Below are 13,770 nucleotides of genomic sequence, written 5' to 3'. Positions count from 1 at the left end.
TAGGTAAAAAAGATAATAATGATAGTAATAAAATGCTTAAAATTGTTTATTAATGCTTAATATGAGCTAGGTTATTGTTGGTAAAAAACTTTATTTTTTAAAATATTTTCAAGCTCTGTCTTTACTTTTTCAACCGCCATAGGACGTGCAATAAAGTAGCCTTGTCCGTAATCCACACCAATCTCTTTTAGTGCAAAAAATATATCTTTATTTTCAACATACTCAGCCACAGAACGCTTATCGAGTGACCGGCTTATATCATTAATTGCTTTTACTAACGCTAAATCGATGGGGTCGTTAAGCATGTCACGTACAAATGAGCCGTCAATTTTTACATGCTGTGCGGGAAGCTGCTTTAAATAATTAAAAGTACTAAAGCCGGTACCAAAGTCATCTATAGAAAAGTGACAACCTAAGCTATTGAGCTTCTCAATCATCTTACGTGTTGCTTTTAGATTATTAATACTTGCAGATTCAGTAATTTCAAAAATAATACGAGTAGGTGATACTTGATATTTTTCTAAGCTTGACTCTATAAGCGGCAGTAATCGTTCATCTAAAAATGATTGTGCTGATAGATTAATTGCGACTTGATTTAATTCTGGGTGTTTTTCAACACAAGCAAGCGTGTTGCGAATAACACATTGATCCATCAAAAATGTATCGTTTAACATTTCAAGCGATGGAATAAATTGATTGGGGTACACAAGTTTATCATTGAGCTTTAATCGTAGCAGCACTTCAAAGTAAGCAACTTTACTTTGTTTGAAGTCCCAAATAGGCTGATAATGAAGCTCTATATTATCTTGTTGTAATGCTTGGCGGATTTCGTGACCCCATTCCAAACCTGTTTGCAATGTCTTATTTTGCGAGTCTTCTTTTGAATAACAGTGGACTAAATTTCGACCTAAATTTTTAGCTATATATAAGGCGATGTCGGCTTGTTTTAAGCATTCATTGGGATCGCAATTTTTAGATGTTATTTGAGCTAAGCCAATAGAGCAGCTTATTGTGTAAACTTGATCCTCTGATTTAAAAGTATGTTGTTCAATTGCGATACAAACACCTTCGGCCACTAAATGCGCTTCTAATAAGTTCATGTTTGTTAAAATAACAGCAAATTCATCACCGCCAATACGGCAAACAAGGTGTTCATCACCGATATTGTCTTTAAACAGTTGAGCCACTTCTTTTAAGACAATATCGCCCTGGTGGTGGCCCTTACTGTCATTTATTATTTTAAAGTGATCAAGATCGATATAAATAATAGCATGTTCTATATCATCGAAAGTGTGCTTTGGTTGGCAGATACGATTAAGTTGTTGATCAAAATAATAGCGGTTATGTAAGCCTGTAAGTGGATCGTGATGCGCTAAATGGCGTAACTGTAATTCAGCTTGCTTTCGCTCATGAATATTGTCGATTGTGGCGGTAATTGTTGCTGTATTACGACTATTTTTGATCAGTTGAAACCTGCATTCTACCCAAATTTGAGTGCCATTTTTGTGCTGTAACTTAATTTCTACTTGTTGCTGATTTTCACCCCCTAAAATATCACAAATCGTATTTTGTAATTTTTCTTGGCATTCATTAATACAAAATGCGGTTAAAGGTTTTTGCAGTGTTGGTTTTACGCCATGACCACTTAGTGTTTCCCAAGCTGGATTTATAAAGCGTATTTTACCTAGTTGATCAAGTTCAAGTACCACGGTATTTAAGTGTAATAGAATGCGTTGGTGGGCTGAGAATAACTCTTTATATTTCACTTCACTTACACTCAATTGCTCAACTTTGTTGGCAAATTCAGCATAACTGACCATAAAGTCTTCTCGACGTGCTGCGTGGTCACATACTTTATTTAAAAAAGAAGGGTCGTAGGGGGCACGAATAAAATCGGTAACACCTGATAATAAGAGCTGCTCTGCATAATTTGCATCATCATTATCTATAATTGTTACAATTGCCTGTTTTGGGTTATGTTGCAAAATCTCTTCTACTAAAACACTCGACGTTTCAGCTCTTGCGGCTGTGGCATCTAACAGTACGATGGCAAATTTTTGCTGGTAGTAAGCGTTTAGCGCTTCTTTGCTTGTTGTTGTATGTGTAATTGCAAAGTTTAGCTTTAGTTGTGCGCTAATATCATTGGCTTTATCTTGCAGTGGCTCAAGTAATAAGAGGTTTAAGCGGCTACTTTTTTCTAAATGTGTCGACAGCACATTAGCCAAAACCTGTGGCAGCATGTCTTGTTGCTCAAAAGGCAGTACGGCATCAATACCATAACTACGCGCAGTTGTTTCTGCGATGCGTTCACAATAAATGGGAGGGATGAGTAGTATCGGCGTATTCTTTGGTGTTTTTAATAAACCCGAACGGATCATCCGTGAAAAGCGCCAACCATCTATTTTACCGACATTGAGGCCCGTGATAATAATATCAACAGGCTGTTGCTTTAATAGTTTTAAAGCTTGTTGGCTGTCTTGTACTTCAATAAAAGCAAAAACATTCAGGCTCTCTAAAGTGGCACGAATAGTAAGGCGTTCAGCACGACTTGCGTTTAATATTAGCAATTTAAGTTGCTCTACCACGTATTTCTCAACCCATATTTATTTAACCGAATAAGAATAGTGATTTTTTGATTGAAGAACAAGAAAATTAATGGTCATTCGTAGGCTTGCGTACTTCAATTTTGCAGAATATAAGGGGATTTCTTGAGCTTGATAGGCGATAGATATACACTTGGCGCGATTTTAAATGATGTGGATTACTAACTATGCGCGTAGCTGATTTTAGCTTTGACTTACCTGATGAATTAATAGCTCGCTTTCCTAAGCCGGATCGTACGAGTAGTCGTTTACTTAGCCTAGATGGGCCTAGTGGTAGTGTAGAACACAAAGTCTTTAGTGACATACTTGAACTGGTAAATGAAAACGACTTACTGGTTTTTAATAATACCAGAGTAATCCCTGCACGCATGTTTGGTCAAAAAGCATCAGGTGGTAAAGTTGAAGTATTAGTTGAACGTGTACTTGATGAACATCGTGTGCTTGCACATGTCCGTGCTAGCAAATCATTAAAGCCTGGTAATGAAGTTATTTTAGAAGGTAAGGCCAAGGCAATAATGGTTGCACGGCATGACACGTTATTTGAGCTTGAATTTGATCACAGTCAAAACGTACTTGATATATTAAACGACATTGGACACATGCCATTACCGCCTTATATCGACCGTCCTGATAACGAGGCAGATCGTGAGCGCTATCAAACAGTTTATGGTGAAAAACCAGGGGCAGTGGCAGCGCCTACTGCTGGTTTACATTTTGATAAACAGTTAATGGCTGCATTAAAGGATAAGGGCGTGCAAATGGCTTTTGTTACCTTGCATGTTGGTGCAGGTACTTTTCAGCCAGTGCGTGTTGACAGTGTTGACGATCATATAATGCATTCCGAATACATTGAAGTGCCAGAAGATGTGGTAGCGGCTGTTGCAAAAACTAAAGCGAAAGGTGGGCGCGTTATTGCCGTTGGTACAACCTCAGTGCGTTCATTAGAATCTGCAGCAAAAGTACATGGTGGCAAGCTAGACACTTACTTTGGTGATACAGATATATTCATTTATCCGGGTTATCAGTTTAATGTAGTGGATGCCATGGTTACTAATTTTCACCTACCGGAATCAACGCTTATAATGTTAGTGAGCGCCTTTAGCGGGCAAGACAACATTATGGGTGCGTATAACACGGCAATTGAACAGCAGTATCGTTTTTTTAGTTATGGCGACGCGATGTTTTTAACACGTAAATAGTTAAGTAACCGGCCCTATTGCAAGTAAATTCAACACAGTTAGCGCTGAAAATAGTTGCTTGAGACAGACTTATTATCCAGGGTTCAGGTTAAGTATTAAATTATCAGTAAAAATGATTACAAACCCCAGTTAAGTTGCTGGGGTTTTTTATTTGAATGAAGTTATCAGTATTGAATTTACCGCAGCTAATAGTATTGGCTGGTCAAAAAGGGTAGAATCGAGCGGTTAAATTATAGCTTGTTGGACTGTTTTTCTGACATTGAGGATGATATGAAATTTGAATTAGACCGTACTGACGGAAAAGCGCGCCGTGGCCGCTTGATTTTTGACCGTGGTGTGATAGAAACACCTGCATTTATGCCTGTTGGTACTTACGGTACTGTAAAAGGTATGACGCCAGATGAAGTAAAAGCGACTGGTGCACAAATTTGTTTAGGTAATACCTTCCACTTAATGCTTCGCCCAGGTACTGAGATCATTAAGCAGCATGGTGATTTACATGACTTTATGAACTGGGATTTCCCTATTTTAACTGACTCAGGCGGTTTTCAGGTATTTAGCCTAGGCGCAATGCGTAAAATCACTGAAGAGGGCGTATTATTTCAATCACCTGTAAATGGTGATGAAATTATGATGTCACCTGAAAAATCGATGGAAGTACAACGCGATTTAGGTTCAGATATTGTAATGATATTTGACGAATGTACGCCGTATCCAGCGACTGAAAAAGAAGCTAAAGATTCTATGGAGCTATCTCTTCGTTGGGCTAAGCGCTCTAAAGAAGGTCATGGCGACAACCCATCTGCTTTGTTTGGTATTATTCAAGGTGGTATGTACCCAGAATTACGTGCACAATCACAAGCCGGTCTTGAAGACATTGGTTTTGACGGTTATGCATTAGGTGGCCTATCAGTAGGCGAGCCTAAAAACGAAATGATGAACATTCTTGATCACTGTGCGTTTAAAATGCCAGAAGACAAACCTCGTTACCTTATGGGTGTAGGCAAACCAGAGGACTTAGTTGAGTCGGTTCGCCGAGGCATTGATATGTTTGACTGTGTTATGCCAACGCGTAATGCACGTAATGGTCATTTATTTATTACCACAGGTGTGGTTAAAATACGTAACGCAGTGCATAAAACAGATACAGGGCCACTTGACCCTGAGTGTGATTGCCATACGTGTGGGAATTATTCACGAGCTTATTTGCATCACCTTGATAAATGTAACGAAATTTTAGGTGCGCGACTAAACACAATTCATAATTTACGTTACTATCAACGTGTTATGGAAGGTTTACGCAATGCAATTAGCGAAGGTAAATTAGAAGAATTCGTAAAAGATTTTTATGCTCGCCGAGGCCAAGATGTGCCAGAGCTAGCAGATATAAAAAATTAAACTTTAAAAATTAAAGAGGAAGTATCATGAGTTTATTTATTTCAAACGCACAAGCAAGTACAGGCGCAGCAGCGGCAGGCGGCGGCACTATGCAAATGCTAATTATGTTAGCTATTTTTGGTTTAGTTTTTTACTTTTTGATTTATCGCCCACAAGCTAATCGTGTTAAAGAACACAAAAGCCTAATGAATGCGATGGCTAAAGGTGACGAAGTGCTAACTCAAGGTGGTTTAGTAGGTAAAATAGTTAAAATTTCTGAAGATAAAGATTTCATCGTTATCTCTTTAAATGAGCAAGCAGAAGTAACAGTACAAAAATCATCTGTATCTGCAGTATTGCCAAAAGGCACAATGAAGTCGCTATAAAAATAATAAGGACGACCCCGTGTTAAACAAGTTTCCGGTTTGGAAGTATTTACTTGTTTTAGCTGTGGTAGCCATTGGCCTTTTATATGCTTCTCCAAACTTGTATGGTCGCGATCCGGCTATACAAGTTTCAGGTGCTAAAGGTGCTGATGTTGATCTCAGTGTTGTAGACAAAGTAAACGAAATCCTCAAAAAAAATAATGTAACCGCTAAATCGACAATACTTGAAGATGGACAAATTTTAGTTCGTTTAAAAAATGTTGAAGAGCAGTTAAAAGCGCAAGATTTACTGCGTGATTCGCTTAGTGATGATTACATTTCTGCTATTAATATGGCACCTGCTCAACCAGCTTGGTTAAAAGCGGTTGGTGGCAACCCAATGAAGTTAGGCCTTGATTTAAGTGGTGGCGTACATTTCACCATGGAAATCGACATGGCAACAGCGGTTGATAACCAGCTTGAGCAAATGGAACAAGATTTTCGCAGTGATCTGCGCGAAGAAAAACTACGTTACCGTAGTGTTCGCCGTGTAGCTGGCTCTGAACGTATGCGTGTAGAAATGCGTACCGAAGAAGACAAAAATGCTGCAGAAAGTTTCTTAGAAACTCGCTACCCGCTAAACGTTTACATTGATGATAGCAGCAACGATAAAGCATTTTTTGCAACAATGAGTGAGCAAAAACTCAAAGAAATTCGTGACTACGCTATCAAGCAAAATGAAACGATTATTCGTAACCGTATCAACCAAATTGGTGTTGCAGAGCCTAACGTACAACGCCAAGGCGCTGAGCGTATTATTGTTCAACTACCCGGTATTCAAGATACAGCACGCGCTAAAGAAATTTTAGGTGCGACAGCAACACTTGAATTTCGTGAAGTAGACGAAAATGCCGATGCAAGTGCTGCTGCTCAAGGTCGTATTCCAGCGGGTACTGAAATGATCATGAGCCGCGACGGTTACCCTGTTGTACTTAAAAAGCGTATTATTTTAGAGGGCAGCCATATTACGGGCGCGCAATCTGGCGCTGATGAATACCAACGTCCGCAAGTAAGTATTACGCTAGATAGCAAAGGTGGGGCAAAAATGAATGCCTTTACCAAACGTGCTATTGGCAAGCGTATGGCAACGGTATTTATTGAATACAAGCCATCAGGTAAAAAAGATGCTAACGGTAAAGCACTTCCACCTATTAAAGTTGAAGAAGTTATTAACGTGGCAACGATTCAAGCTCGTCTTGATCGCTCGTTCCGTATTACCGGCATTGATAATCCAGCAGAAGCACATAACTTAAGTTTACTACTTCGTGCTGGTGCACTTGTAGCGCCAATTCAAATTGTTGAAGAGCGCACAGTAGGTCCAAGCTTAGGACAAGAAAATATTGAAGCGGGTATGACTGCGGTTGCACTTGGCTTTGCGTTTGTACTTGTGTTTATGCTTGTGTACTACAAAGGTTTTGGTATGGTTGCAAACCTTGCGCTTGCGGCTAATTTAGTACTAATTGTAGGTGTTATGTCTTTAATTCCGGGCGCTACACTTACGCTACCTGGTATTGCCGGTATTGTATTAACCGTAGGCATGGCGGTTGATGCTAACGTACTTATTTTTGAACGTATTCGTGAAGAGCTGGCCGATGGCCGTAGCCCTCAACAAGCGATTCATTTTGGTTACGATAGCGCATTTAGCACTATATTTGATGCCAACATCACGACACTAATTGCTGCCATTATACTGTTTGCAGTGGGCACTGGTCCAATTGCGGGCTTTGCAGTGACACTTGCGATAGGTATTTTAACTTCAATGTTTACAGCCATCGTTGGTACCCGTGCGGTAATCAACTTATTTGTTGGTGGTAAACGCATTGATAAACTTTCGATTTAAGGAGCAGACATGCAAATTTTAAGTTTGGGTAGTAGAACCCTTCGTTTCATGTCTCTTCGAAAAGTGGCTATGGGTTTTTCGACGTTACTAATTTTAGCGTCGTTTGCATCAATTTTTGTTAAAGGCTTAAACTTTGGTTTAGATTTTACAGGCGGTACTGCTGTAGAAGTTGGTTTTTCACAACCTGCTGACCTTAAAAAAGTACGTGATGCGCTAGCTGAAAATGGCTTTGCTGATGCTTCGGTACAATTGTTTGGTTCAAGCCAAGAGATTTTAGTTCGCTTAGCGCCACGCGGTAGCGATGTAAAAGCTGAAGTAATTGGTAACCAAGTAATCGACGCACTTAAAAAAGCAGACGACAGCGTAGTAATGCGCCGCATTGAATTTGTTGGCCCAAGTGTTGGTGAAGATTTAAAAGAGCAGGGTGGCCTAGCCATGTTAACTGCACTTATTTGTATCTTAATCTATGTTGCATTTCGCTTTGAATGGCGCTTCGCTGTGGGTGCGGTAGGTGCACTATTACACGATGTTATTATTACTGTAGGTTTGTTTTCTATATTAGGTTTAGAGTTTGATTTAACTATATTGGCGGCAATTCTTGCGGTAATTGGTTATTCACTTAACGATACCATTGTTGTGTCGGACCGTATTCGTGAAAACTTCCGTAAAGTACGCATTGACGACACAGTTGAAATTATTGATATTTCACTTACCCAAACACTTAACCGTACACTTGTAACATCAATCACCACTATTTTAGTATTGATTGCCTTGTTTGCATGGGGCGGACAAACTATTCATGGCTTTGCAACTGCATTGTTATTTGGTGTGTTTATTGGTACTTATTCTTCTATTTATGTTGCCAGCTCTGTTGCACTTGCAATGGGCGTAAGCAAAGAAGATTTAATACCAGAAGTAATTGAAAAAGAAGGTGCAGATCAAGACGCTATGCCGTAATGGTTGTGTAACTGTTAAAAAAACCGCTCTGTTGAGCGGTTTTTTATTGCGTGGCGTTTATTTCAGTGCAATAAAATTGTAATACAGGCTTGCTACTTTATTATTCTTATCAAATTATAATTAGAGTCCGACGTGACCGTACAACACAAAGTTTTAGAGTATATTTTAAATAATGCTGAAATAACGACATTATTTCAGCCTATTTTTAATATATCTAATCAAAGTATTATTGGTTACGAAGCGCTCAGTCGCGGTCCTAAAAATAGTCCACTTGAAATGCCGAATAAATTATTTGAAGTGGCTCATCAGCATGCATTAATTTCAGAACTTGAATTATTATGTCGCTCTAAAGCAATCGAAAACTTTGTAAAATTAAACCTCCAAGGCAAGCTCTTTTTAAATGTAAGCCCTAAAACTTTACTCGATCCGTGTCACCCCAAAGGCGAAACGTTGCATTTAATTGAGCAATTTGGATTAGCTGCGAACAGAGTTGTGATTGAGGTTACTGAGCAAGAGAAAGTTGATGATGGGTTTTTACTTTTAAAAACAATTGCTCATTATCGAGAGCTTGGTTTTACCATTGCTATTGATGATTTAGGCGCTGGCTACTCAGGGTTAAAGCAGTGGTCTGAGTTATGTCCAGATTTTGTAAAAATAGATCGCTATTTTATTGATTTTTGTGATGAGAGTGACGTTAAAAAAGAGTTTTTAAAATCAATCACTATACTTGCTAAAGCAACTAATACAGCCGTTATTGCAGAAGGTATTGAGCGTCCGGAGGAGCTGGCGTTAGTTGAGAGCTTAGGCATTAGTAACGTACAGGGATTTTTACTCGAAAGGCCCAGTTTACGACCAAGTTATGACTTTAGTTCTGAGCAAATACAAGCACTAACATTTAAAGCAAAGGCGCTCTGTGAGCAATCAATGGCAATAGGGTATCTTGCTTTAACTCAGTCAGCAATTGATAGCGAAACACGCTGTAAGGATGCTCACAAGCTATTTGAGCAAGACAAATCAATTATTAGTATCCCAGTATTAAATCAAGATGACCAGCCAATTGGTTTACTTCATAAAGATCAGCTAACGGAAGTATTTGCGGCCCCCTACGGGCACGCACTTTATGATAAACGCCCAGTTACAGAATTAATGGACAAGCAACCATTAGTCGTTGACGAGAATCAAATGCTTGATGTCGTAAGTAAGCAAATAACAGATCAGGATTTTGATATACGCAGGCATATAGTTATTACACGCAATAATAAATACTTGGGATTAGCGCCACTGAGAGATATTTTAAAACATATTACCGAAGAAAAAATTCGCCACGCACAGCACGCTAATCCGCTTACTATGCTACCAGGTAATGTTGCTATAAATGAAGCTATAGAGCAAAGGCTGCGTAATAAGTTAAAATTTTCATTAGCTTATATAGACCTAAATCACTTTAAACAATTTAATGACTTATATGGTTATGCCAGCGGTGATAGTGTAATTAAATTATTAGCCGATGTAACAGTGCAAGCTTGCACAAACAGTGCTAACTTTGTAGGACATATTGGCGGTGATGACTTTATGGTTGTGTTTGACCAAAGTGATGCAGTTACAATTTGCAATACAATTATTGAACGGTTTGAATTGCAGTCACAGCTATTTTTTACTCCTGAGCATATTAAAAGCAAAGGATACTGGGCTACAAATCGCGAAGGTGAAAAGCAATTTGTCCCTTTACTGACCTTATCGATTGGTTTGGTTGAACCTGATTTACAACAGTGTAAAAATAGTCATCAAGTAGCTGCATTAGCGACTGATGCTAAAAAAGAGGCCAAACGATACCGTCATAGCTATCTTTTTATCTGTAAGCGAAGAAGGCCTACACCAGCGGTGGTGCGTTTAGCAAATAGTAAAAAGGTAGTTTAACAAAGTAGGTGATTATTATGTTGCCATTTAAGTATCTGGTTAGCGTTGTAAGCTTGTTTGTGTGTAGTGCTATAGCAAGCGAAGTCAATATTATTAATGTCCCTCAAGATCAACACTCGCATTTTACGCGTGACGACTACCTCAATGAATTACTCTCAAAAGCACTTATCAGAGCAGATTACTCAGCTGAAATAAATTTAGTGCCAGTTCACCCTCATCAACAACGAAATCTTATGGCACTTGATGGGAACGCCCTTGATTTATATTGGAGTATGAGTAGCCCTGAGCGAGAGTCGTTGGCGATTGCAATTAAAATCCCTTTATTTAAAGGGTATATTGGTAAAAGAGCACTGCTTACGAATACAAAAAATGTAGATAAATTTAAAGGTATTACCTCTGTTGAGCAATTATCAATGCTTATTGCAGTGCAAGGTCATGATTGGCCTGACATGCGGATATTAGTTAACAATGGACTAAGTGTTAGGCCACTTTCTAATTTAAACTCGATGTTTGCATTAACAAGTCAGGGGCGGATTGATTATTTTCCGCGCTCATTCATCGAAGTTAATTCAGAGCTTATGGATTTAAAAGATAAGAATTTAGTAATAGTGCCAGATTTATACATTAGCTATCCAACTGGGCTTTATTATTTTGTCTCAAAAAATAAACCCGAACTGGCTCAAGCGATTGAAAAAGGGCTTAAGATCATGCAAAAAAATGGTGAATTTGATGCGCTATTTTATGAGTATTTCGCGACAGAGCTTAATTCATTACCTTACACAAAAGGTAAAACAATAGAGCTTAAGCTTGATAACCCTTATTTTTAGACACAAAAAAAGGAGCCTGAGCTCCTTTTTAGTATACTGCTGTACCAATCTACTTAGGTAGGGAAATTTAATTCGTTAAATTGTTCAAATACTTATGCAGATTAGTATTAGTAGCATTAAATTAGCGAAGTAACGACTCAGTTAATACTGGGCGAATTTCACGAATAATTGCTTGAGTCAATTTTGGTGAACCACAGATGATATTACCGCTGTGGCTATAGTTATTACCACCAGCAAAATCTACAACCATACCGCCGGCTTCTTTAACCATTAGTTCGCCCGCTGCAGAATTCCACGGTTTTAAACCAATTTCAAAAAATCCATCAACACGACCCGCTGCAACGTATGCCATATCTAGTGCAGAACAACCTGCGCGACGAATATCAGCAGTGTGTACAAACAATGCTTTAAACGCTTCAGTGTATGCATCCATGTGGTTTTTATTTTTGAAAGGGAAACCAGTAGCAAGTACAGTGCCCGCAAGAACGGTAGTTTTGCTTACACGAAGACGTTTGCTGTTAAGTTGAGTGCCTTGACCACGAGAAGCAGTGAAAAGCTCACCACGAATTGGATCATAAATAACAGCTTGGTCTAAACGACCTTTAACTTTAAGTGCGATAGAAACCGCGTAATGAGGGATGCCTTTGATGAAATTAGTTGTTCCATCGATAGGATCTACAATCCATTGGTAATCATCATCCTTGCCTTTATGCTCACCTAACTCTTCACCAACAATCGAGTGAGTTGGGTAAGATTGTAAAATAGTGTCACGAATTACGGCTTCAGCTTCTTTATCAATGTTAGTTACTAAGTCGTTAGCGCCTTTTTGTTGCACTTCAACTTTTGATAAATCTTCACTTGCGCGAAGTAAAATTTTGCCTGCGTTACGCGCAGCGCGAACCGCAATGTTTAACATTGGATGCATGGAGTTACCTTTGGGTTGTAAAAGAACGTTTATATATTTCAGCCGGCGTATTTTAGCGATTTCTGCCATAAAGTAAACAATAAACCCTAAATACTTTTGTGTGTTTTTTATACTTTATTGTTCTGCATATATATTTGCGGCTGTATAAAATTTAAATAAATCTAAAAAACCACTTTACCTAAAGTTAACTTGAGGTTTTATTGTGTTTGCATACTCAATCAAGAAGGACACATTATGTATTTAGAACATGTCAATTTAGTGGTTAATAATATTGAGGATATGATTAAATTTTATCAAGCGGTATTCCCTTATTGGTCAATCCGAAGTGAAGGTAGGGGCACTTGGCATGGTAAACCAAGGCGCTGGGTGCATTTTGGTGATGACACACAATACATTGCAATGAGCGATCATGGTGAAGGTGAAAACCGAGATTTAGCAGGCCATCAATTAGGTTTAGCGCACTTTGCTTACGTTACTCAAAATTTAGATGCAGTAGTAAAGCGTTTGCAACAAGTTGGTTTTAAAATAGATAAACAAGGCGGTGACAACCCATTTAGAAAAAATGTTTATTTTATCGATCCGGCTGGATTTGAAGTAGAGTTTGTAGAATATTTAAGTGATATACCAAGCGAGCGAAATAACGATTTATAATAAAACGTCAGGCAGTAACTTAGGCTTATTTATCTTTCGAAGTTGAATTTTAAGCCGTGTGTTTGGTTTTTAGTAGAACACACCTATGTGGTGTACTTATTCCCTATAAATAGGTAATAACAACGTATAAATGCCAAACACAGGCTAACGAAAGGCTCTACCTAGGACTGCAGTTAGCACTGAAAATAGTTGCTTGAGATCGATTTATTATCCAGAGTTCGGGTTATTTAGGTTACAAATCTCGGGCAGCGATTAAACACACCTAATTAAGGCAATATCTGACCTTAAAGGTCAATCGACTCTAACGCGCTGCTAGATAAATTATAATGAGCGGTTATTATTAACGCCAAGTTGTGTTTTTAGCTCGTTTGCAAAGCTCATAAACTTCTCTTTTATGGTGCGTTTTATTTTAACTTCAATCGACCCCATTACTGCTTTACCTTCAATATGAATAGTGGGTCCTTGGCGCTTGTTAAGCGATACCGACTTGTTTTCAAGGCTGCTTAAAATACAAAACATTTTAGAGACTACATTTACATGCTCGGGTACATAAATTTCATCGCTACCAAAAATACAGTTAACGTGAATCGTTACATTTTGATGGGTAAAAATGGCATCAGTAAAATCAAGCACTACAGAGCCCATAAAATTGGTTAAGTATATATTTTTTGGCACAACCCATTGGCCGCTGCGCTCGTTAGAACCCAAAATGCTGCGTAGCGTAAAATCATCATCGCTGTTTTGCTGTGCACTATAATGTGGAGTAAATTGCGATTGTTTTTCTGCTTTATATTGCTGATCGGTATTAAGTGTTAAGTCTTCAACTAGGATTAACAAAGCTTCATTACTACTTGCATCCATAGCCTCATCTAAGCGTCTTTCAAATGCATCCACTGAAATAACGCCATGGCTGTAATTATAAATTAATTGATCAATCACTTGTTCGCGTACTTGCTCTATTGGGCGGTCTTCAACTTTTACAGACATGGGTATTCCTTATTATATTTACTATTGGTAGTGAGTAAGCAAACGGCGTACCAAATATAATT

Annotated in this window: 11 protein-coding genes; 8 read left to right on the top strand and 3 right to left on the bottom strand. The window is 38.5% G+C overall.

The annotated features are described in order from the left end of the window. Positions 1 to 71 precede the first annotated feature (71 nt). A complete protein-coding gene (locus tag P4S65_RS02450) occupies positions 72 to 2,585 on the bottom strand; it encodes an EAL domain-containing protein (RefSeq protein ID WP_337119507.1) in 2,514 nt (837 codons plus the stop codon). Between the two features lie 185 nt (positions 2,586 to 2,770). On the opposite strand from P4S65_RS02450, the gene queA reads away from it, so the two are divergent. From queA to P4S65_RS02415, 7 genes are all read left to right on the top strand, one after another. After that, positions 2,771 to 3,802, top strand: coding sequence for a tRNA preQ1(34) S-adenosylmethionine ribosyltransferase-isomerase QueA (queA, locus tag P4S65_RS02445; RefSeq protein WP_007375991.1), 1,032 nt, complete (start codon positions 2,771 to 2,773; stop codon positions 3,800 to 3,802). A gap of 270 nt (positions 3,803 to 4,072) precedes the next feature. Continuing rightward, positions 4,073 to 5,200 (top strand): tRNA guanosine(34) transglycosylase Tgt, encoded by a 1,128-nt coding sequence (gene tgt / locus P4S65_RS02440; RefSeq protein WP_007375992.1) that lies wholly within the window; start codon positions 4,073 to 4,075, stop codon positions 5,198 to 5,200. A gap of 26 nt (positions 5,201 to 5,226) precedes the next feature. Next, on the top strand, positions 5,227 to 5,565 hold the full coding sequence (gene yajC, locus P4S65_RS02435) for a preprotein translocase subunit YajC (protein ID WP_007375993.1): 339 nt from the start codon (positions 5,227 to 5,229) through the stop codon (positions 5,563 to 5,565). 19 nt (positions 5,566 to 5,584) lie between these two features. Continuing rightward, positions 5,585 to 7,444, top strand: a complete 1,860-nt coding sequence (gene secD / locus P4S65_RS02430; protein ID WP_008138893.1) for a protein translocase subunit SecD — start codon at positions 5,585 to 5,587, stop codon at positions 7,442 to 7,444. 9 nt (positions 7,445 to 7,453) lie between these two features. Beyond that, complete coding sequence (secF, locus tag P4S65_RS02425; protein ID WP_096793847.1) at positions 7,454 to 8,401, top strand: protein translocase subunit SecF; 948 nt, start codon at positions 7,454 to 7,456, stop codon at positions 8,399 to 8,401. A 132-nt stretch (positions 8,402 to 8,533) separates the two neighbouring features. Continuing rightward, the gene (locus P4S65_RS02420; protein ID WP_008138895.1) at positions 8,534 to 10,318 is read left to right on the top strand and encodes a GGDEF domain-containing protein; all 1,785 of its coding nucleotides are present in this window, start codon (positions 8,534 to 8,536) and stop codon (positions 10,316 to 10,318) included. Between the two features lie 17 nt (positions 10,319 to 10,335). Next, entirely contained in the window at positions 10,336 to 11,145 is an 810-nt protein-coding gene (locus P4S65_RS02415; protein WP_007375997.1) for a substrate-binding periplasmic protein, read from the top strand. Positions 11,146 to 11,266: 121 nt separating this feature from the next. Here the strand turns inward: P4S65_RS02415 and suhB are convergent, their stop codons facing one another. Further along, on the bottom strand, positions 11,267 to 12,070 hold the full coding sequence (gene suhB, locus P4S65_RS02410) for an inositol-1-monophosphatase (RefSeq protein ID WP_007375998.1): 804 nt from the start codon (positions 12,068 to 12,070) through the stop codon (positions 11,267 to 11,269). 234 nt (positions 12,071 to 12,304) lie between these two features. Between suhB and P4S65_RS02405 the strand changes: the two genes are divergently transcribed. Then, a complete protein-coding gene (locus P4S65_RS02405) occupies positions 12,305 to 12,721 on the top strand; it encodes a VOC family protein (RefSeq protein ID WP_096793846.1) in 417 nt (138 codons plus the stop codon). Between the two features lie 321 nt (positions 12,722 to 13,042). Here P4S65_RS02405 and P4S65_RS02400 read toward each other — a convergent pair whose 3' ends face one another. Further along, entirely contained in the window at positions 13,043 to 13,708 is a 666-nt protein-coding gene (locus P4S65_RS02400) for a LiaF domain-containing protein (RefSeq protein ID WP_337119506.1), read from the bottom strand. Between the last annotated feature and the right edge of the window lie 62 nt (positions 13,709 to 13,770).

The sequence above is a fragment of the Pseudoalteromonas sp. B131b genome (assembly GCF_037162545.1).
GTDB classification, from domain to species: Bacteria; Pseudomonadota; Gammaproteobacteria; order Enterobacterales; family Alteromonadaceae; genus Pseudoalteromonas; species Pseudoalteromonas fuliginea.
The sequence above is the reverse complement of the archived record's forward strand: the minus strand, read 5'-3'. Positions and strand labels throughout refer to the sequence as shown.